This window comes from Arthrobacter sp. 05T45, assembly GCF_056395875.1.
In genome coordinates this window covers 1-19,461 of record NZ_JBFTKI010000028.1, presented here as the reverse complement: position 1 = coordinate 19,461, position 19,461 = coordinate 1, and the positions used below count along the sequence as shown (strand labels likewise).

Genomic DNA, 19,461 nt, shown 5'->3' with positions numbered 1-19,461 from the left:
CCGGTCACTCCGTAGGGCCGGGGCGCAGGGTGTCGAGCAGCGCGTCGATCACGCCGGCGTCCTCGATCGTGGAGGGCACCACGTAGGTCTCGCCGTCGGCGATCTGGCGCATGGTCTTGCGCAGGATCTTTCCCGAACGGGTCTTCGGCAGGGCATCCACCACGGTGACGTGCTTGAAGTCCGCCACGGCCCCGATGTCGCGCCGGACCAGGGCGATCAGGTCCTTGACCAGGACTTCCTCGGGCACGTCCACCCCGGACTTGAGGACCACGTAGCCGCTGGGCCGCTGGCCCTTGAGCGGGTCGGCGAGGCCGATCACGGCGCATTCGGCAACTGCCGGGTGCTGGCCGATCACCTGTTCCATGGCGCCGGTGGAGAGCCGGTGTCCGGCGACGTTGATGATGTCATCCGTGCGGCCCATGACGAAGACATAGCCGTCCTCGTCCCGGTAGCCCGAGTCACCGGTGGCATAGTAGCCCTCAAACGCCTGGAGGTAGGAGGAAATGTAGCGGTCGTCGTTGCGCCAGAGCGTGGTCAGGGTGCCAGGCGGCAGCGGCAGGCCGAGGACGATGTTGCCTTCTGTGCCGGCCTCGACGTCCCCGCCCGCGCCGTCGACGACGTTGAGCCGGAAGCCGGGCATCGGGACGCTCGGCGACCCGGCCTTGATCGGCAGTCCGCCGAGGCCTCGGGGGTTGGCGCAGATGGCCCAGCCCGTCTCCGTCTGCCACCAGTGGTCGACCACCGGAACACCGAGCACCCGGGAGGCCCAGTGGAAGGTATCGGTGTCCAGCCGCTCGCCGGCCGCGAACAGGGTCCGCAGGCTGGCAATGTCGTACTTGTCCAGGAACCGGCCCTCAGGGTCGGCCTTGCGGATGGCCCGCAGCGCGGTGGGCGCGGTGAACAGCACGTTGACCTTGTGGTCCTGGATGACCCGCCAGAACGCGCCGGCGTCGGGCGTCCCCACCGGCTTGCCTTCGTACAGCACCGTGGTGGCGCCGGCCAGCAGCGGACCGTAGACGATGTAGGAGTGGCCCACCACCCAGCCGACATCCGAGGCGGTCCACATGACGTCGCCGGGGCCGACGTCGTAGAGGTTTTCCATGGTCCATTTCAGGGCCACGGCGTGGCCGCCGTTGTCCCGCACCACGCCCTTGGGCGAGCCGGTGGTGCCCGAGGTGTAGAGGATGTACAGCGGGTCCGTCGCCTTGACGTCCACCGGCGCGGCCGCCTCGGCGGAGGCCATCTCGGTGTCCCAGTCGAGCCACCCGGGGTGCTCGGCCGCCATGGAGGCCACCGTCGAGCCGAAGCCGTCCCTGGCCTTGACCAGCACCGGGGTTTCGGCGGCGCCGGCGATACTGAGGGCCTCGGCGACGGCAGGCAGGTACTCAATCCGGCGCGACGGCTCGATGCCGCCGGACGCCGTCACCACCGCCGCGGGGGCTGCGTCGCGGATGCGGGCGGCAAGTTCCTTGGGGGCAAACCCGCCGAAGACGACCGAGTGCACGGCGCCGAGCCGTGCGGTGGCCAGCATCGCGATCACGGCCTCGGGGATCATCGGCATGTAAATCACCACGCGGTCGCCCTTGCCGACGCCGCTGCGGCGCAGGACACCGGCGAACCGGGCCACGAGGTCCGTCAGTTCCGCATAGGTATAGCTCTGCCGGATGCCCACCATCGCGGAGTCGTAGACCAGGGCATCCTGCTGACCCCTGCCCTGGGCGACGTGCCGGTCGAGGGCGTTGTACGACGTGTTCAGGACCCCGTCCGGAAACCAGTCGTAGAGCGGTGCCCGGCCCGCCTCGAGGGCCTGCCGCGGGGACGTCTGCCAGGAGATCCCTTCCGCGGCCTCCAGCCAGAACTCTGCGGGATGTTCCAGGCTCCGTTCGTAGGCTGCCCTGTAGCTCTTGGTGACCATGACGTACATCCTGTCCACGACGTTGTGATGCGACCAATGATAGACAAGGGTAAACCGGGGCGGACCGGCGATACAAGGGTCATGTATACACAACTCGGCTATTTGTTCACCACAGGCGGCAATTGCTGGGCAAAGAGCCGTTGCGTGTATACACTGATGTTGTTCCATCCCGACACAGCCGCCACCGAAGGAGGCAGGATGCGCGCCAGCGACAAGGCCTACGCGGCCCTGCGCGACGACATCATCGAATGGCGCCTCCTGCCCGGAACCGTGCTCGCGGAGGTGGAACAGTCGGCGCGCCTCGGCATCTCCCGCACCCCGCTGCGGGAGGCCCTGAGCCGGCTCACGGCCGAAGGGCTGACGACGACGGCGGGCGGCCGCGGCGTCGTCGTCACCGACATTTCCCTGGACGACATCGACGAACTGTTCGAACTGCGCGAAACCCTCGAGGGCAGGGCCGCCGCCCTGGCCGCCGAGCGCGGCGACCCCGCAACCTTCGATGCGTTGCGGCGCGAACTGCTCCAGGCCCCGGAACTGATCGGCGGACAGGATCCGGCCCTGCACGACTATTACGGGCTGGTCGGACGGCTGGACGCGGCCATCGACGCCGCCATTTCCAACGCCTACCTCGTCCAGGCCATGCGCAGTCTCCGCGTCCACCTCGTGCGCGTCCGGCGCCTGGCCGCCGACGACGCCGCCCGGCTTACTGCCGCGGCCGCCGAGCACGCTGCCATCGCCGAGGCGATCGCCGCCGGCAACCCGCGCCTGGCCGAGGCCGCCACCACGCTTCACCTGCACCGCAGTCTTTCGCACGTCAAAGCCACCCATACACCTCAGCAAAGGGAGCACCATGGTTAAGGAACACCACGTCCGCGTTTACAAGAGCGAGGAAAACCTGGGCCGCGAGGACCAGCTCGCCTACAAGATCGCCAAGGTCGCCGCGGATCCCGTGGAGGTCACCGATGAGGTCACCGACATGGTGATCAACCGGATCATCGACAACGCCTCGGTGGCGGTTGCCTCGCTGAACCGCGCCCCGATCGTCGCGGCCCGGGCCCAGGCCCTCACCCACGGTCCCAGCACCGGCGGCAAGGGCGCCAAGGTCTTCGGCATCGAGGAACGCGTCTCCCCCGAATGGGCCGCCTGGGCCAACGGCGTCGCGGTCCGTGAACTCGACTACCACGACACCTTCCTGGCCGCGGACTACTCGCACCCGGGTGACAACATCCCCCCGGTCCTGGCCGTCGCCCAGCACGTCGGTTCAAGCGGCCGGGACCTGGTCCGCGGCATCGCCACCGGCTACGAGATCCAGGTCAACCTGGTCAAGGCCATCTGCCTGCACAAGCACAAGATCGACCACGTGGCCCATCTCGGCCCGTCCGCGGCCGCCGGCATCGGCACCCTGCTGGGCCTCGACGTCGAGACCATCTTCCAGTCGGTCGGCCAGGCGCTGCACACCACCACCGCCACCCGGCAGTCCCGCAAGGGCGAAATCTCCACCTGGAAGGCGCACGCCCCCGCGTTCGCAGGCAAAATGGCCGTCGAATCCGCGGACCGTGCGATGCGCGGCCAGACCTCGCCCGTACCGATCTACGAGGGCGAAGACGGCGTGATCGCCTGGATGCTGGACGGCCCGGACGCCTCCTACACCGTGCCGCTGCCTGAGGCCGGCGAGGCCAAGCGGGCCATCATGGACACGTACACCAAGGAACACTCGGCCGAATACCAGGCCCAGGCGTGGATCGACCTCGCCCGCAAGCTCAACGGCGAACACCCCGAGGTCACGGACCCGGCCAATGTCGAATCCGTGCTGATCAAGACCAGCCACCACACCCACTACGTGATCGGCTCCGGCGCCAACGACCCGCAGAAGTACGATCCCACGGCCAGCCGCGAGACGCTGGACCACTCGATCCCGTACATTTTCACTGTCGCCCTGCAGGACGGCACCTGGCACCACGTGGACTCCTACGCCCCGGAACGCGCTGGCCGCCCCGACACCGTGGAACTCTGGCACAAGGTCACCACGGTCGAGGACCCGGAATGGACCCGCCGCTACCACTCCCTGGACATCGCCGAGAAGGCCTTCGGCGGCACCGTGGAGATCACGCTCAAGGACGGCACGGTCATCACCGATGACATCGCGGTCGCCGACGCCCACCCGCTGGGCGCCCGGCCGTTCGCCCGGGAGCAGTACGTCAACAAGTTCCGCACCCTTGCCGCCGGCCTCGTGGCCGACGAGGAGATCGAGCGCTTCCTCGCCGCCGCCGCCCGGCTCCCCGAGCTCGCCGCCGGCGAGCTGGACCAGCTGAACATCCAGGCCGCCGACGGCGTGATCGACCTCGCCGGCGCCCCGAAGGGACTCTTCTAATGTTGTATTCGAAAGTCACCCCGGAGCAAAAGCGGATCCGGTTCCGCGAAATCCTCGCCTCCGGCACCATCGCCCAGTTCCCCGGCGCGTTCAACCCGCTGTCGGCGCGGCTGATCGAGGAGAAGGGCTTCGCCGGGGTGTACGTTTCCGGCGCCGTCCTCGCCAATGACCTGGGCCTGCCGGACATCGGGCTGACCACCCTCACGGAGGTCGCCACCCGCGCCGGGCAGATCGCCCGGATGACGGACCTGCCGGCAATCGTCGACGCCGACACCGGCTTCGGTGAGCCCATGAACGTGGCCCGGTCGGTCCAGGAACTCGAGAACGCCGGCCTGGCCGGCTGCCACATCGAGGACCAGTTCAACCCCAAGCGCTGCGGCCACCTCGACGGGAAGAACGTCGTGGACCTGGAAACCGCCACCAAGCGGATCCGGGCCGCGGCCGATGCCCGCCGCGACCCGAACTTCCTGATCATGGCCCGGACCGACATCCGCGCCACGGACGGGCTCGAGGCCGCCCAGGAGCGTGCCAAAGCGCTCGTGGAGGCCGGTGCGGACGCGATCTTCCCGGAGGCGATGAAGGACCTGGCCGAATTCCAGGCCATCCGCGACGCCGTCAACGTCCCGATCCTGGCCAACATGACCGAATTCGGCCAGAGTGCCTTGTTCACCGTGGAGGAGCTGGCCGGCGTCGGTGTCAATATGGTCATTTATCCGGTGACGCTGCTCCGTAGTGCCATGGGCGCTGCGGAGCGTACTCTGGAATCGATTAAGGCCGACGGAACCCAGGAGGCACAGGTTGGAAGCATGCTGACCCGTGCGCGTTTGTACGATCTCGTTGATTACGAGGCTTACAACCGTTTCGATACCGGAGTCTTTAATTTCCAGATCCCCGGTAAGTAAGCCCCGCATAGAACCTCCGGCACGTGCCGGTATACAGGCGTTAGGAACAAAGGAGTTTCAGCATGGCTGAACAGGACATTAAAAAGGGCCTCGCCGGCGTCGTGGTGGACTACACCGCAGTCTCCAAGGTCAACCCGGACACGAACTCGCTGCTGTACCGCGGCTACCCCGTCCAGGAACTGGCTGCCAAGTGCAGCTTCGAGGAAGTCGCGTACCTGCTCTGGAACGGCGAGCTGCCCGACGCGGCGCAGCTGGCGGAGTTCACCGCCCGGGAACGCGCCGGGCGTGCCCTGGATCCGGTCGTCAAACAGGTGATTGACGCGCTGCCCACCACCGCGCATCCCATGGATGTCTGCCGGACTGCCACGTCGGTGTTGGGGGCCCGGCACCCCCTCGCCGAGGACGCCTCGCGCGAAGCCAACCTGGCCAAGGCCATCGATCTGTTCGCCGCGATGCCGGCCGTGGTGGCCTACGACCAGCGGCGCCGGCACGGCCAGGACGTGGTGGAACCCCGCGAGGATCTGGGCTACGACGCCAACTTCCTCTGGATGACGTTTGGTGAGGAGGCCGTCCCCGAAGTAGTCGACGCGTTCAATGTCTCCATGATTTTGTACGCCGAGCACTCCTTCAATGCCTCGACCTTCACGGCCCGGGTAATCACCTCCACGCTCTCGGACCTGCACTCAGCCGTGACCGGCGCCATCGGGGCCCTCAAGGGATCGCTGCACGGCGGTGCCAACGAGGCCGTCATGCACACCTTTGACGAGATCGGCATCCGGCCGGAGGAGTCCCTGGAGGACGCCCACGTCCGGGCCAAGGCCTGGATGGAGGACGCCCTGGCCCACAAGAAGAAGGTCATGGGCTTCGGCCACCGCGTCTACAAGCACGGCGACTCCCGGGTGCCCACCATGAAGTCGGCGCTGGACAAGATGATCGCGCACTATGGCCGGCCGGAGCTGCTGGGCCTCTACAACGGGCTCGAGACGGCGATGGACGAGGCGAAGGGGATTAAGCCGAACCTCGACTACCCGACCGGACCCACGTACCACCTCATGGGCTTCGACACCGCCACGTTCACCCCGCTGTTCGTCGCCAGCCGCATCACAGGCTGGACGGCGCACATCATGGAGCAGCTGGATTCGAACTCCCTCATCCGTCCCTTGAGCGAGTACAACGGCGTCGAGGAACGGCACCTGGGGTAGCAGGGCTTCCTGCGGGACGCACGGGACCGGACAGCCGGCACGGGCCGGCCACCTATTCGTAGGTGGCCGGCCCGTGCTGTTTGCCCGCGGACTTCAGCGCCGCGGGATCCGGACCGACGCAACAGTCTCGTTGTCCTCGTTGAGGACCACGACGACGTCGATCGTTTCGCCTGCCAGCGCCGGAGGCAGCCAGTGCCCCGCATCCTGCCACATCCGCTCCAGCGGCAACGCCGCGGAGTCGAACCATTCGGGCGTGATTTCCGGGCTCTCGGCGGGTTCGCCGTGCCACCGCCGGGTGGTGAAGAGCCGGCACGACATGTTCCAGTCAGGCCGGGCCGGAAAGATGAACTCGACAACGCCGGCGTGGGCCAGGTCCTCTTGGAGCACTATGATCCCGGCTTCTTCCCAGACCTCGCGGACCACGGCCTCGGCGTCGCTCTCCCCCGGCTCCACGTGGCCGCCGATTCCCACGATCTTGCCGATGCCAAAGCCGGTCCTTTTCATGCCCAGCAGCACCTCGGTGCCGCTCTCCGCATCACGGAGCGGGAAGCAGAGAGTGACTGGCGTGAGCTTCATGTGCTCAACCCTATAGCTGCCGCAGGCTGCCGGCGCTATCCGGCGGCCGGGCCGTCGCCGACAAGCTGCGGCCTCAGTTCGACCGGTATCCCCTTCTGCGCGAATTCCTTGTCCATGGCCTGCTGCGGCGTGAGGCCCTGGTTGTTCGTGGCTTGGAACTCCCAGTTGTAGACGCTGGACCACTCCTGCCGGACATCGCAGAGGAATCGGCCGTTCTGCAGTTTGGCGATCTTGAACCAGGCGTTGCCGCCGTCGAGCTGGAGTGCCCGGATCCCGTCACCGGAAATGGAGTAGGCGAGCCATCCGCCGGCGCAGCCCAGCACCGTGTAGTAGCCCTGTTCGGCGGGGGCAATCGGGATGATCGCGCGCTGCTGGTCATTGCGCTGCTGGTCAATGTTGGCCAGGGTGCATGCGACCCCGCCGGTGCCCAAAGCGGCAGGACCCGCTTTCGTGGGAGACGCTGTGGGGGCGGCAGCGGAAGGGGTTGGGGACGACGGCGATGGGCTGGCGGAGACAGTCGGGGCCGGGATGCCCGTCTGGGCCGGCCCCGGCGCTGGTTGCGGCATCAGATTGCCGCCGACAACCACCGCGCCAACGACGGCTGCAGCGGCCAGTACAGTCGCGGCCGCAGCCCGCACGGCATTCCGTCGTGCCGGAGTGCGCCCTGCCAAAAGAACGACATTCGGATCCGTGGAAAATACGATTGAGCGGGCAGAGTCGCTTCCCGGCTCTGCTCCCGGCGCTCCCACCCGAGGTTTTGCATCCCTCATGAGCTGTTCGATGCGGTCCATGGCTAGTCCTTCCGTTCGGTCATGAGATGTGAGGGGGCAGCTTTCGCGAACGCCCGGCGTGCCCGGTGCAGGCGAACGGCAGCGGCGGATGAAGAACAGCCCAGCGTCTGCGCCAGTTCAGCGATGGTCAGCTCGTCCCAGTAGCTGAGCATGAGGACCTCGCGGTCCCGCTCCCTGAGCTGCACCAGCACCTCCGCCACGGCGGCTCGTTCTTCATTGTTTGACTCGGGGATTTGGCTGCGGGCATCGTCTTTCAGCCTTTCGACAAGTTCCTGGCGGCGACGGCGGCCCTTGTACTCATTGCCGACCACATTCCGGGCCGTTGCCAACAGCCAGCCAATGCCGGGCGGTTCCGACAGCTCCTTCTCCCAGGCAATTCTGAAGACGTCCGCGGCCAGTTCCTCGGCGCGGTGCCGGTCACTGATACGGCAGGCAATGTAGCGGTAGACCCGCGCGGAGTGCTGGGTGTGCAGATCAATGAACGCTTGCTCTTTGGCAGCCAACATGGTGGTTCCCCCGGACATCGATGACTTCTTCTTGCTGTGTAAGTGTCCAGTGAACGGCATTTTCTTACACAGGCCCGCAAAAAAGTTTGCCGGCACCGGCGCGGTGCGGGGACCCGGCGGACTACGTCTTAGCCCAGGGCGCGCGGGTGCGCGGCGGCGTAGATCTCCCGCAGCGTATCGGCCGTCACCTGGGTGTAGACCTGCGTGGTGGTCACCGAGGCGTGCCCCAGCAGCTCCTGCACCACCCGGACGTCGGCCCCGCCCTCCAGCAGGTGGGTGGCGAAGGAGTGCCGCAGCGTGTGTGGCGAAACGTCCTTGGTGATGTGGGCCTTGTCCGCCGCCGCCTTCAAAATGGTCCAGGCGCTTTGCCGGCTGATCCTGCCGCCGCGGGCGTTGAGGAACAGGGCGGGGGTGCCCTTGCCCTTGGCGGCCAGCAGGGGCCGGCCGCGGACGAGGTAGGTGTCAAGGGCTCGTGCCCCATAGGATCCGAGCGGGACGAGGCGTTCCTTGGACCCCTTGCCGAAGAGCCTGACGATCGCGGGCCCGTCGCCGGCATCGGACCCGCCGGAGGTATGCAGGGAAATGTCGTCAACGTCCAGGCCCACGGCTTCGCTGATGCGGGCACCGGTGGAATAGAGGAATTCGAGCAGCGCGCGGTCGCGCAGGCCCGTTGCCGTGTCCGTGCCGGCCGCCTCGAGGATCCGGGTGACCTCATCGACGCTGATGGCCTTGGGCAGCCGCTTGCCGGGCATGGGCGGGTGGACGTCGCTGGCCGGGTCGGTGGACGTGATGCCTTCGAGGGCCCAGAACTTGTGGAGTCCGCGCACCGCCACCACCGTCCGGGCCGCCGAGCGGATGCCCAGGGCGGAGCCGCCGTCGGACCCGTCGGAGAGCGCCTGAACGAATCCGGTGACGTCGTGCCGGGTGATCTCCGCGGGGCGTTCCCGGCCCGCGTGGGCCAGATGCCTGGCGTAGCGGGCCAGGTCCCGCCGGTAGGCGGAGAGGGTGTTGGCCGCGAGGCCCCGCTCCACGCCCATGTGCTGCAGGTAGTCAGTGATTGCGCGGTCGATCGCCGTCAACGCCCTGGCGGGCGGCCGCTCGGGAGCGGCTGCCTGCGCCGGGGCCGGCGGTTCGGCGATCAGCGGCTCCACTAGCGCTGGCTGGGATGGGCGGGCCAGGGCGCGTCGGCCGGGCGGAGGCTTTCGAAATTGCCCGCGCGGGCGGCGGCAGCGGCCAGGACGCCGACGACGGCGGACGGGTTGTGGAGGCGGCCGTCAAGGACCGCCTGCACGGCCTCGTCCAGCGGGGTCCAGCGCAGTTCGATTTCGGCTTCCTCGTCTGTGCGGACGTGCCGCTCATGTCCCGGCACCTCACTCAGGCCGCGGGCCATGTAGATGCGGATGGCCTCGCTGGAGGAGCCCGGGGAGTTGAAGAAGTCCGCCAGCACGTTCCAGCGGTCCGCGACGAGGTCCGCTTCCTCGGCCAGTTCGCGGGCGGCCCCGACGACGAAGTCCTCCCCTTCGACGTCAAGCAGCCCGGCGGGGATCTCCCAGAGGTCCATGCCGACGGGGTGCCGGTACTGCCGGAGCAGCAGCACGTCGCCGTCGTCGTTCATCGGGAGAACCGCCACCGCGCCTGGATGGTCGATGTAGTCCCGGACCAGGGTGTCGCCGTCGTCGTTGAGCTGGAAACTGTCGCTGACGACGTCCCAGATCCGGCCCTCGTACACCTTTCGGGACGACAAAAGACGGCGCGGGCTCGGCTCATCCGAAACCTGCCGTGCAGCATTGGGGGTCTCAGACATACCGGGCATCGCGCCGTCCTTTGATTCAGTTGGAAATTACTTGGACACTGCTGCCGACGAGGGCTTGGGCGCAGGTGCCGGGGCATCGGCCTTCGCACTCGGGCTGCTGCTTGCAGCGTTCGCGGCGTCGCCGGCCCGCTGGTGGCCAAGGGCAGCCTCAATCAGGCCCGCGAACAGCGGGTGCGGGCGCGTGGGCCGCGAGCTGAGCTCGGGGTGCGCCTGCGTGGCCACGTAGTACGGGTGGACGTCGCGGGGAAGTTCCACGAACTCGACCAGTTTGCCGTCGGGCGACGTTCCGGAGAACGACAGGCCCTTGGCGGCGATCTGATCGCGGTACTTGTTGTTGACCTCGTAGCGGTGCCGGTGCCGTTCGCTGACCTTCGTGGCGCCGTAGGTCTCGGCGACGACGGAGCCTTCGTCGAGCTTGGCCTCGTACAGGCCCAGGCGCATGGTGCCGCCGAGGTCGCCCTTGCCGTCAACGATGTCCAGCTGCTCTTCCATCGTGGCGATGACGGGGTACTTGGAGTCCGGCTCGAACTCGGACGAGGACGCCCCCTCGAGGCCGACTACGTTGCGGGCATACTCGATCACCATGCACTGCAGGCCCAGGCACAGGCCCAGGACCGGGAGCTTAGTTTCGCGGGCGTACTTCAGGGCGCCGAGTTTGCCTTCCAGGCCGCGGATGCCGAAGCCGCCGGGAACGCAGATGGCGTCGACGCCGGCCAGGGACTGCACGGCGCCCTCACGGGTTTCGCATTCGTCCGAGGGGACCCAGCGGATCTTGACCTTGGTGTCGTTGGCGAAGCCGCCGGCGCGCAGGGCCTCCGTGACGGACAGGTAGGCGTCAGGCAGGTCGATGTACTTGCCCACGAGCGCGATCTCAACTTCGTGCTTCGGGTTGTGGACGGCGTCGAGCAGCTTGTCCCAGCTGGTCCAGTCCACATCCTTGAACGGCAGGTCCAGGGCGCGGACGATGTAGGAATCCAGACCCTGGGAGTGCAGGGTCTTCGGGATGTCGTAGATGCTCGGTGCGTCCGGGCAGCCGATCACGGCGTCGATGTCGACGTCGCACATGCGGCCGATCTTGTCGCGCATCGGCTGCGGGACTTCGCGGTCCGACCGGATCACGATTGCCTCGGGCTGGATGCCGATGGAGCGCAGCGCGGCAACGGAGTGCTGCGTCGGCTTGGTCTTCAGCTCCTGCGACGGGCCGATGTAAGGCACGAGGGACACGTGGAGGAAGAACACATTTCCGCGGCCGATGTCCTGGCGGACCTGGCGGGCGGATTCGAGGAACGGCTGGGACTCGATGTCGCCCACCGTGCCGCCGATTTCGGTGATGATGACGTCGGGGGCGTTCTTGCCCTCGGCGGGAAGCCGCATGCGCCGCTTGATCTCATCGGTGATGTGCGGGATGACCTGGACGGTGTCGCCGAGGTATTCGCCGCGGCGTTCCTTCGCGATGACGGTCGAGTAGACCTGGCCGGTTGTGACGTTGGCCGATCCTTCGAGGTTTTCATCGAGGAAGCGCTCATAGTGGCCGATGTCCAGGTCCGTCTCGGCGCCGTCGTCAGTGACGAAGACTTCGCCGTGCTGGAAGGGGTTCATCGTGCCCGGATCCACATTCAAATAGGGATCGAGCTTTTGCATTGTTACAGACAGACCGCGTGCCCGCAGGAGGTGGCCGAGGCTCGAAGCCGTCAGTCCCTTACCGAGCGAGGACGCTACACCACCGGTGACGAAGATGTGTTTGGTCGTCTTGGACGAGCCCGGAAACCGGGAATTTACACGAGAGTTTGATCGCTGCACCACGGGGTTTGAGCTTATCATCAATTCGGCCTTCCACGGGTTCCTTGGCGGGATCCCGATGTGATTGTTGTCCTAGCAGCGGTCCTTGCGGGAGTCCCTGCGGACGTCCTTTCGGGCCCGCCTAGCTTTGCGGGAGGAGTTTGGCGTCGTCCAGCAGCTCCTGGGCGTGGGCCTGGGCTGATTCGGAGTCCTCTTGGCCGGCCAGCATGCGGGCCAGTTCGCGGACGCGCTCGGCCTCGTCCAGCAGCTGCACGTCGCTGGAGGTGAAGCCGGTGGCGGTAGCCCCGTCAGCGCCCCGCACGGAAGTCTTGGTGACCCTGATGTGCTGGTTCGCGAAAGCGGCCACCTGCGGCAGGTGGGTCACCACGAGGACCTGGACGTGCTGGGCCAGCATCGCCAGCCGGCGCCCGATCTCGACGGCGGCACGGCCGCCGACGCCGGCGTCGACCTCGTCGAAGACAAACGTCGGGACGGGATCGACGGCAGCAAGCACCACCTCAATGGCGAGCATGACGCGGGAGAGTTCACCGCCCGAGGCGCCTTTGCCCAGCGGCCGGGCCGGCGCGCCGGAGTGCGGCTGAAGCAGGAAGGAGATCTCGTCGGCCCCGAACGGTCCCAGCTGGCCTGCGGGCTCCACATTGATGACCAGGGTGGCATCGGCCATGGCCAGCGCCGTGAGCTCAGCGCTGACCCGCGCGGAGAGGTCCTTGGCGGCCTTGCTGCGGGCCTTGCTGATCCCGGCGGCCTTCTTCCGGAGCTCGGTTTCGGCCCGTGCGACCTCGGCGTCCAGCGCTTCGATCCTGGTGGAGTCGTCCTGGAGTTCCTCGTGCCGGGCCCGGGCCTCCTCCGCCCAGACCAGCACCTCGTCGATGCTCGGCGCGTACTTGCGGACCAGCTTGGCCAGCGCGGCCCGTCGGTCCTCGATTTCGGCGAGCCGTTCCGGGCCCTCCGTGTCAAGGGCGGCCTGGTAGCTGGCGAGTTCAGCGGCGATGTCGTTGAGCAGGAAACCGACCTCGGCCAGGCGCGCCGCGGCAGAGCCCAGCTCCCCGTCGTGTTCGGCCACGTGCTCCAGGGTGCGTTTGGCAGCGTCCACGAGGGTGGTGGCGTCGGCTTCTTCACCGAAGTCCTCGGCGATGAGGGCCTGGTGGGCGGTGCTGGCCGCGATCCGCAATTCTTCGACGTTGGCCAGTTTCACGGCCTCGGCCTTGAGGGCCTCGTCCTCCCCCGGCTGCGGGTCCACCGCGTCGATCTCGGCCAGGGCAACGTGCAGCGACTCGGCCTCGCGGAGGCGTTCACGCGCGGCACTGCGCAAGGAGTCCAGCTCGCCCTGGCTGGCATGCCAGTGCGCGTAGAGGTCCTGATAGGCGGCAAGCGCGCCCGCAAGGCTCTCGCCAGCGAATTTGTCCAGGGCGCCGCGTTGCGCCACCGGGCTCTTGAGCCGGATCTGGTCCGACTGTCCGTGCACCACCACGAGGGTTTCGCCGATTTCGGCCAGCACCCCCACCGGCGCGGCGCGTCCGCCCAGATAGGCCCGGCTGCGGCCGTCGGCTCCGACGCTGCGGGCCAGCAGCAGTTCCACACCGCCGTCGAACTCCTCCACCTCGGCCCCGGCTTCCCTGCACCGCGCGACGGCAGCGTGGCCGGCGTCGAGCTTCAGCACAGCCTCCGCCGAGGCGCTCTTCGCGCCGCTGCGGACGGCGCCGGCGTCGGACCTGGCACCGAGGAGCAGCCCGACGGCGGTCACCACCATGGTCTTGCCGGCACCGGTTTCACCGGTCACCACGCTGAGGCCCGGGCCCAGCGGCAGGGTGGCGTCGGTGATGACGCCGAGGTCGCGGATACGCAGTTCTTCAAGCATGGTTCACTTCTCGGTTGTGGGATCTGGCGAGGGATCGGGCGCGTCACCGGGTTCGGCGTGGCGCGGCGAGGGAAGCGGCGGCATGGGACGGGGCGTGCGGATGATCGGGAGGGGGCCGGTGTGGATGGCCCGGGTTTGGGGCACGGGCCCGCGCCAGCCCTGGATGGGGAGCTGGAATTTGCGCACGAGCCTGCCGGAGAAGGGGGTCTGGTGCGTCCTGGCCAGACGCACGGGCGTTGCGGAGCGGGTCACTTCGACGCGCGCGCCGGGCGGCAGGTCCACCGAGCGGCGGCCGTCGCACCAGAGGACGCCCTGGGCGTCGGTGCGGTTCAGGATCTCGACGGCGAGCCGGGACCGCGGCGAAACCACGAGCGGCTTCGCGAAGAGGGCATGGGCGCTGATCGGCACGATCAGGAGGGCCTCGACCTCGGGCCACACCACGGGACCGCCGGCGGAAAACGCGTAGGCCGTGGAGCCTGTGGGCGTGGCCAGGACCACGCCGTCGCAGCCGAATGAGGTCAGGGGGCGTTCGTCGACTTCGGTGACCACCTCCAGCATCCGTTCCCGGTTGCCTTTTTCGATCGCGGCCTCATTCAGGGCCCAGGTGTGCCAGATCTTCTGGCCGCGGACCCAGACCTGGACGTCGATCGTCATGCGCTCTTCCACCGTGTAGTCACGGCTGGCGATCCACTCGACGGTCTGGGCGAGGTCGGCCCGTTCGCTCTCGGCCAGGAACCCCACGTGGCCAAGGTTCACCCCAAGCAGCGGCACGTCGACTTCGCGGACCAGTTCGGCAGCCCGGAGGATGGTGCCGTCTCCGCCGAGGACCATGACAAGTTCCACGTCGGGCAGCTTCACGTGGTCGTGAAGGACCTCGACCGGGTGGTCGAGCCGGCCGAAGAAGCGGACCATGTCCCCGAGCTCGTTCTCCTGCAGCACGGGGACCAGCCCGGATTCGTGCAGCAGCGCACACGCTTCCCAGGCAGCCTTGAGGGACTCCTCGCGCCCTGTGTGGGCCAGGATCAGGACACGCCTGCTCATCAGGTTCCGCCTTCTGGTGGTACTAGTGGTTCGGCCAGATTGTTCCGAGCAACGCAGCAACAGCTGCGTCCCGCTCCTCGATCTTAGGCGGGACTTCCGACATCGCGCGTTTTATCCACAGGAAGTATTCGACATTGCCGTCCTGGCCCGGCAGCGGGCTCTGGGCGAGGCCTGACAAGACCAGGCCCGCGTCCACGGCGGCGGCAGCCACCTTGCCCACGGCGAGCCGGCGTTCGCGTTCCGAGGTGACCACGCCGGTCCGGCCCAGCCGGTCCTTGCCGATCTCGAACTGTGGCTTGACCATGAGGACGAGGTCGCCGCCGGGCAGGGTGCAGGCCGCGAGTGGCGCCACCACAAGCGTCAGCGAGATGAAGGACAGGTCAGCCACCGTCAGGGCGGCCGGTCCGCCTATTTCCGCGGCCGCCATGTAGCGGACGTTGAGGCCTTCGTGCACGGAAACCCTGGAGTCATTCCGGATTTCCGGCACCAGCTGGCCGTGCCCCACGTCGACGGCCACCACGTGGGCCGCACCGCGCCGAAGCAGCACATCGGTGAACCCGCCGGTGGAGGCGCCGGCGTCGAGGCACCGTTTGCCTGCGACGTCGACGGCGGGAAAGGCATCCAGCGCGCCGGCCAGCTTGTGCCCGGCGCGGCTGACGTAGCCGTCCTCGGCCGAGGCCGTAACGTCCAGCGCGGCGTCGTCCGGGACCTGCTGGGACGCCTTGGCGAGGACCTCGCCCCCGGAGCTCACCTTGCCCTCGGCAATGAGCCGGGCGGCATGGGTCCGGGACCTGGCGAGCCCCCGGCTGACGAGTGCCTGGTCAAGCCGGCTCACGATCCCCCGTTCCCCGCGGCATGGATACGGCGCGCCACGCCGGCGTGGCCGGCGACGTCTTCGTTCAGGGCCTCCAGCAGGGCATCATGCATGCCCGCATAGACTTCGCCGTGCCCGGACACAGGCATTTGCCGCACGGCCCCGAGGCGGTCCAGGACAGCGTTGACGGCCGGATCCAGGACTGCTGCCGCGTGTTCTGGTGCGGCGTGCCCGGACAGCTCCGCCGGGAGCTGCTGCGACGGCAGCTCGGGCCAGGCGACATCGGCCGCAGGGGTCGGCGCCTCAGCCGGCTGTTCGTCTGGGGCCTGGTCCAGTCCCTGGTGTAGCTCGCTCATGTGTCCAGCCTAGTGATCGGACCACTCGAGGACCGGAGCCAGCGCGCTGGTCGTCTCGGGGTTTGCGGCCCACCAGGCCGAACAGGCGGCACGCCACGAATCGAGGTCGGCGGGGTCGCCGCTGATGTGGACCGACTGCCCCCGCACGACCGCCGAGGCCGTGCCGCTGCGGAACCGCCCGGCGTCGTGCTCTACGGCAGGGTATGGCGCGTACAGGCCGGTCAGATCATTGATGAGGAAATCGGGGCGTTCCACAGATCGTGCCGCGAGGATCGATTCCCTCGTGTCCACTCCGGTCAGCACGGCGACGGTGGCGAAACCGGCGTTGTTGCCGCCCAGGATGTCGGTGTCCAGGCGGTCGCCGACGACCAACGGCCGGTCCGCCGCCAGCCGCTTGGCGGCAGTGTGGAACAGTGGGGCTTCGGGTTTGCCGGCCACGATCGGACTCTTGCCGGTCGCGGCTGCCACTGCGGCCACGAGCGTCCCGTTACCGGGGGCAATTCCACGCGCCTGGGGAATGGACCAGTCCGTGTTGGTGGCCACCCACAGGGCGCCGCCGGCGACGACGTACGATGCGTCGGCGAGGTCCTTCCAGCCAAGTTCCGGACTAAAGCCCTGAACGACGGCGACGGGGGCATCCTCCGCGCCGCGGACGGGAACCAGGCCAACCAGTTCAATTTCCCGGGCAAGTGCGGCACTGCCCGTGATCAGCACGTGTGCCCCGGCCGGCAGCATCGACGCCAGCAGCGCTGCCGCTGCCTGCGAGGAACTCACCACCTGGTGGTCCTCGGCGGGGGCGCCGAGATCGCGCAGGTGTTGGGCCACCTGTGCCGGGGAACGGGATGCGTTGTTGGTGACGTAGCCCAGCCCGACGCCCACCCCGGCCAGCCGGCGCAGCGACTCGACGGCCCCGGGAATGGCGTTGGGGCCGGCATAGACAACGCCGTCAAGATCGGAGAGCAGGGCATCAAAGGTGGCGATCAGGGCGGTTCCCGTCATGCGATTAGTCCTCCACACTTTCGTGCTGCGCCGGCTCTGAGTCAGCGGAGAGTTCCTGGTCCGCGTCATCGTTCAGTTCCAGGTCGGCCTCGTCGATCGCTTCGCCGTCGGCTTCGTCATCAGCTTCGTCGAGCACGTCGGATTCCACTGAATCCACGTCGGACTCGGCGTCGTCAGACTCGAAGTAGCCGGCTTCTGCGTCGTCGGCTCCGTCGTCGCTGGCGAGCTCATCGCCCGCGTTCAAGCCGGCCACTCCGGCTGCGGCGCCGGTGGCTTCTGCCGCGGCAGCGGCACCTGCGGCACGCGGTGCGCGCTCTTCGGTTCCGGCGTGCGTGTCGGCATGCTCCTGCGCCCGGAGGCGGCGCTGCCGTTCCTCCTCGCGGGCTTCTTCTTCCTCGTCCCAGCCGAGATCGATGATGTCGGGTTCCTCGTCAGCCCCGAGGCCCAGCGCGTTTTCGGCCACGGTGGCCTGGCGTTGCCATTTGGCGGCTTCGGCAGCGCGGCCGGCTGCCGTCAGCGCGTCAGCATAGGCACGGAACAGCCGGGGGCTGTAGGAAAAGGCGCGGTTGATGTCCAGCTGCGGGATTTCCAGTTCGGAAACCGCGGCGTCGAGCTGCCCGAGGTCGGTGCGGGCCCCGGCTGCAACGATGGCCAGTTCCACCTTGCCGGGGGCGTCGAGATCCTTGGCTTCGTCGGACCGGGCCATGTCCAGGGCACGGTCCGGGCGGCCAAGGCCGCGTTCGCAGTCGGCCATGACCGGCAGGTGCATGTTGGAGCCACTGATCCGGCGGTAGGTCCGGAATTCCCGGAGGGCTTCACCATAGTGGCCGGCTGCGTAGGCCGTCAGGCCGACAGCTTCGCGGACGGACGCGAGGCGTCCGCCACGGCGGCTGGCCGCCAGGGCATGCTGGAAGGCAAGCTCGGGTTCTTCGTCCAGGAGCCGCCCGGCCATGACGAGGTGGCGGGCCACCCATTCGGCGCTGGTGCCTTCGAGGGTCTTGATCTGGTGCTGCGTGGCGCGGTCAAGCTCCTTGCCCGTGACGTCCTCGTCGATCTGGGGTGAACGCTCCCGGTCCGGGCGGTTGGCGCTGCGGAGGTCGCGGGCATTGGGCACGCGAACCGGACGGTCCTCGGGGCGGTCGCGTCCGTACTGGCGCGGGCCTGAGTCGCCACGGTCGAAGCCCCGTGCGGGACGATCCTCGCGGGTGCCGAAGGGCTTGCGGTTCTCGCCGCTGCCGTAAGGCTTGCGGTCACGGTCGCCACCGCCACCAAAGCTGCGCTGGCCGCCGCCGTCACGCGGGGCACGGTCACCGTACGGCTTACGGTCCCGATCGCCACCACCGCCGTACGGCTTGCGATCACCATAGGACGGGCGGCTGTCGCCACCAAAGCTGCGCTGATCCCCGCCTTCACGCGGGGCACGGTCACCGTACGGCTTACGGTCCCGATCGCCACCACCGCCGTACGGCTTGCGATCACCATAGGACGGGCGGCTGTCGCCACCAAAGCTGCGCTGTCCCCCACCTTCACGGGGAGCACGATCACCGTACGGCTTACGGTCACGATCGCCACCACCGCTGTACGGCTTACGGTCACCATAGGACGGACGGCTGTCGCCACCGAAGCTGCGCTGTCCCCCACCTTCACGCGGAGCACGATCACCATAAGGCTTACGCTCACCACCGCCGCTGTACGGCTTGCGGTCACCATAGGACGGACGGCTGTCGCCACCGAAGCTGCGCTGACCCCCGCCCTCACGCGGAGCACGATCACCATAAGGCTTACGCTCACCGCCGCCGCTGTACGGCTTACGCTCGCTGTTTCCGAAGCCGCGCTGATCCCCGCCCTCACGCGGAGCACGATCACCATACGGCTTACGGTCACGGTCTTCCCTGGAACGGAATCCGCGGGGATCGCCGCCAGAGTTGCTGGTGCCGCGGAACGGGGCTCCACCGGAACTGCGTCCGCCCGAGTTGCCGTGGGCCTTGCCGCCGCGGTTGCCATCATTGTGCTCAGCCATGCTGGAATCCTCCTGTTGTGAGCTGACCACTGGCGCAATCGCAGCCGCTCTGTTCCGTGTTTCGTTTCCTACGCAACCCGAAATCAAGCGCTTCGAAGTCCGTACATCTCCCCCAATTCTAGGCGAGCAACCCGCCACCGGCTAACGGCACCAGGTCGACGGGGGCCCGCGGTGGGAAGTCTCACAACCTCCCGGGGCACTTCTGTCGGCGGCCGCCGGCTGGCGGGCAGTTGGGTGGTCGACGGCGGCTGTGACGCTCCCCCACCTTGGGCGGGAAGTCCGGTGACGCTCCCTCACGTTTAGCGGGGTGTGGCGGGATGCTCCCGCAGGTGTTGCGCGGTCCCGGTCCGTATGGGTCGTTAAATGCGGGAGGACCCCCACCTGGTGGTGGGGGTCCTCGACCGTTAATGGTGTTCCGGCGGTGACCTACTCTCCCACACCCTCCCGGGTGCAGTACCATCGGCGCTGTGGGTCTTAGCTTCCGGGTTCGGGATGGG

The 19,461-nt window shown here is 68.1% G+C and carries 17 protein-coding genes and 1 rRNA gene; 4 read left to right on the top strand and 14 right to left on the bottom strand.

The window, feature by feature from the left end:
- Positions 1 to 4 precede the first annotated feature (4 nt).
- The gene (locus tag AC1DGD_RS19200) at positions 5 to 1,915 is read right to left on the bottom strand and encodes an AMP-binding protein (protein ID WP_476857879.1); all 1,911 of its coding nucleotides are present in this window, start codon (positions 1,913 to 1,915) and stop codon (positions 5 to 7) included.
- A 198-nt stretch (positions 1,916 to 2,113) separates the two neighbouring features.
- On the opposite strand from AC1DGD_RS19200, the gene AC1DGD_RS19195 reads away from it, so the two are divergent.
- From AC1DGD_RS19195 to AC1DGD_RS19180, 4 genes are all read left to right on the top strand, one after another.
- Positions 2,114 to 2,773 carry a GntR family transcriptional regulator gene (locus AC1DGD_RS19195; RefSeq protein WP_028277407.1) on the top strand — a complete coding sequence of 220 codons (660 nt, stop codon included), beginning with the start codon at positions 2,114 to 2,116 and terminating at the stop codon, positions 2,771 to 2,773.
- Positions 2,766 to 4,286, top strand: a complete 1,521-nt coding sequence (locus AC1DGD_RS19190; protein WP_476857878.1) for an MmgE/PrpD family protein — start codon at positions 2,766 to 2,768, stop codon at positions 4,284 to 4,286. The genes AC1DGD_RS19195 and AC1DGD_RS19190 overlap by 8 nt, the downstream gene beginning before the upstream one ends.
- Entirely contained in the window at positions 4,286 to 5,188 is a 903-nt protein-coding gene (prpB, locus tag AC1DGD_RS19185; RefSeq protein WP_476857877.1) for a methylisocitrate lyase, read from the top strand. Before AC1DGD_RS19190 ends, prpB begins: the two co-directional genes overlap by 1 nt.
- Positions 5,189 to 5,250: 62 nt before the next feature.
- On the top strand, positions 5,251 to 6,390 hold the full coding sequence (locus tag AC1DGD_RS19180) for a bifunctional 2-methylcitrate synthase/citrate synthase (protein ID WP_476857876.1): 1,140 nt from the start codon (positions 5,251 to 5,253) through the stop codon (positions 6,388 to 6,390).
- Positions 6,391 to 6,483: 93 nt separating this feature from the next.
- Here the strand turns inward: AC1DGD_RS19180 and AC1DGD_RS19175 are convergent, their stop codons facing one another.
- The 13 genes from AC1DGD_RS19175 to rrf all read right to left on the bottom strand — a co-directional run.
- A complete protein-coding gene (locus AC1DGD_RS19175; protein ID WP_028277411.1) occupies positions 6,484 to 6,966 on the bottom strand; it encodes an 8-oxo-dGTP diphosphatase in 483 nt (160 codons plus the stop codon).
- Positions 6,967 to 7,001: 35 nt separating this feature from the next.
- The gene (locus AC1DGD_RS19170; protein ID WP_476857875.1) at positions 7,002 to 7,397 is read right to left on the bottom strand and encodes a hypothetical protein; all 396 of its coding nucleotides are present in this window, start codon (positions 7,395 to 7,397) and stop codon (positions 7,002 to 7,004) included.
- 362 nt (positions 7,398 to 7,759) lie between these two features.
- Positions 7,760 to 8,281 (bottom strand): RNA polymerase sigma factor, encoded by a 522-nt coding sequence (locus tag AC1DGD_RS19165; protein ID WP_476857874.1) that lies wholly within the window; start codon positions 8,279 to 8,281, stop codon positions 7,760 to 7,762.
- 110 nt (positions 8,282 to 8,391) lie between these two features.
- On the bottom strand, positions 8,392 to 9,402 hold the full coding sequence (gene xerD / locus AC1DGD_RS19160; protein WP_476857896.1) for a site-specific tyrosine recombinase XerD: 1,011 nt from the start codon (positions 9,400 to 9,402) through the stop codon (positions 8,392 to 8,394).
- 11 nt (positions 9,403 to 9,413) lie between these two features.
- On the bottom strand, positions 9,414 to 10,076 hold the full coding sequence (locus tag AC1DGD_RS19155; protein WP_476857873.1) for an NUDIX domain-containing protein: 663 nt from the start codon (positions 10,074 to 10,076) through the stop codon (positions 9,414 to 9,416).
- 27 nt (positions 10,077 to 10,103) lie between these two features.
- Positions 10,104 to 11,897 carry a CTP synthase gene (locus tag AC1DGD_RS19150; protein ID WP_476850378.1) on the bottom strand — a complete coding sequence of 598 codons (1,794 nt, stop codon included), beginning with the start codon at positions 11,895 to 11,897 and terminating at the stop codon, positions 10,104 to 10,106.
- 100 nt (positions 11,898 to 11,997) lie between these two features.
- The gene (gene recN / locus AC1DGD_RS19145) at positions 11,998 to 13,734 is read right to left on the bottom strand and encodes a DNA repair protein RecN (protein WP_476857872.1); all 1,737 of its coding nucleotides are present in this window, start codon (positions 13,732 to 13,734) and stop codon (positions 11,998 to 12,000) included.
- 3 nt (positions 13,735 to 13,737) lie between these two features.
- Positions 13,738 to 14,775, bottom strand: a complete 1,038-nt coding sequence (locus AC1DGD_RS19140; RefSeq protein ID WP_476857871.1) for an NAD kinase — start codon at positions 14,773 to 14,775, stop codon at positions 13,738 to 13,740.
- A 22-nt stretch (positions 14,776 to 14,797) separates the two neighbouring features.
- On the bottom strand, positions 14,798 to 15,610 hold the full coding sequence (locus tag AC1DGD_RS19135; RefSeq protein ID WP_476857870.1) for a TlyA family RNA methyltransferase: 813 nt from the start codon (positions 15,608 to 15,610) through the stop codon (positions 14,798 to 14,800).
- Complete coding sequence (locus tag AC1DGD_RS19130) at positions 15,607 to 15,945, bottom strand: hypothetical protein (protein WP_230010829.1); 339 nt, start codon at positions 15,943 to 15,945, stop codon at positions 15,607 to 15,609. The genes AC1DGD_RS19135 and AC1DGD_RS19130 overlap by 4 nt, the downstream gene beginning before the upstream one ends.
- A gap of 9 nt (positions 15,946 to 15,954) precedes the next feature.
- On the bottom strand, positions 15,955 to 16,944 hold the full coding sequence (locus AC1DGD_RS19125) for an HAD-IIA family hydrolase (protein WP_476857869.1): 990 nt from the start codon (positions 16,942 to 16,944) through the stop codon (positions 15,955 to 15,957).
- Positions 16,945 to 16,948: 4 nt separating this feature from the next.
- A complete protein-coding gene (locus AC1DGD_RS19120; RefSeq protein WP_476857868.1) occupies positions 16,949 to 18,964 on the bottom strand; it encodes a hypothetical protein in 2,016 nt (671 codons plus the stop codon).
- A gap of 413 nt (positions 18,965 to 19,377) precedes the next feature.
- A 5S ribosomal RNA gene (gene rrf, locus AC1DGD_RS19115) occupies positions 19,378 to 19,461 on the bottom strand; the annotation flags it as partial.

Excerpts from the sequence above, each read along its gene's own strand:
- AC1DGD_RS19200 (WP_476857879.1), bottom strand. The coding sequence starts at position 1,915 with ATGGTCACCAAGAGCTACAGGGCAGCCTACGAACGGAGCCTGGAACAT.
- AC1DGD_RS19195 (WP_028277407.1), top strand. The coding sequence starts at position 2,114 with ATGCGCGCCAGCGACAAGGCCTACGCGGCCCTGCGCGACGACATCATC.
- AC1DGD_RS19190 (WP_476857878.1), top strand. The coding sequence starts at position 2,766 with ATGGTTAAGGAACACCACGTCCGCGTTTACAAGAGCGAGGAAAACCTG.
- prpB (WP_476857877.1), top strand. The coding sequence starts at position 4,286 with ATGTTGTATTCGAAAGTCACCCCGGAGCAAAAGCGGATCCGGTTCCGC.
- AC1DGD_RS19180 (WP_476857876.1), top strand. The coding sequence starts at position 5,251 with ATGGCTGAACAGGACATTAAAAAGGGCCTCGCCGGCGTCGTGGTGGAC.
- AC1DGD_RS19175 (WP_028277411.1), bottom strand. The coding sequence starts at position 6,966 with ATGAAGCTCACGCCAGTCACTCTCTGCTTCCCGCTCCGTGATGCGGAG.
- AC1DGD_RS19165 (WP_476857874.1), bottom strand. The coding sequence starts at position 8,281 with ATGTCCGGGGGAACCACCATGTTGGCTGCCAAAGAGCAAGCGTTCATT.
- AC1DGD_RS19155 (WP_476857873.1), bottom strand. The coding sequence starts at position 10,076 with ATGCCCGGTATGTCTGAGACCCCCAATGCTGCACGGCAGGTTTCGGAT.
- AC1DGD_RS19150 (WP_476850378.1), bottom strand. The coding sequence starts at position 11,897 with ATGATAAGCTCAAACCCCGTGGTGCAGCGATCAAACTCTCGTGTAAAT.
- recN (WP_476857872.1), bottom strand. The coding sequence starts at position 13,734 with ATGCTTGAAGAACTGCGTATCCGCGACCTCGGCGTCATCACCGACGCC.
- AC1DGD_RS19140 (WP_476857871.1), bottom strand. The coding sequence starts at position 14,775 with ATGAGCAGGCGTGTCCTGATCCTGGCCCACACAGGGCGCGAGGAGTCC.
- AC1DGD_RS19130 (WP_230010829.1), bottom strand. The coding sequence starts at position 15,945 with ATGAGCGAGCTACACCAGGGACTGGACCAGGCCCCAGACGAACAGCCG.
- AC1DGD_RS19125 (WP_476857869.1), bottom strand. The coding sequence starts at position 16,944 with ATGACGGGAACCGCCCTGATCGCCACCTTTGATGCCCTGCTCTCCGAT.
- AC1DGD_RS19120 (WP_476857868.1), bottom strand. The coding sequence starts at position 18,964 with ATGGCTGAGCACAATGATGGCAACCGCGGCGGCAAGGCCCACGGCAAC.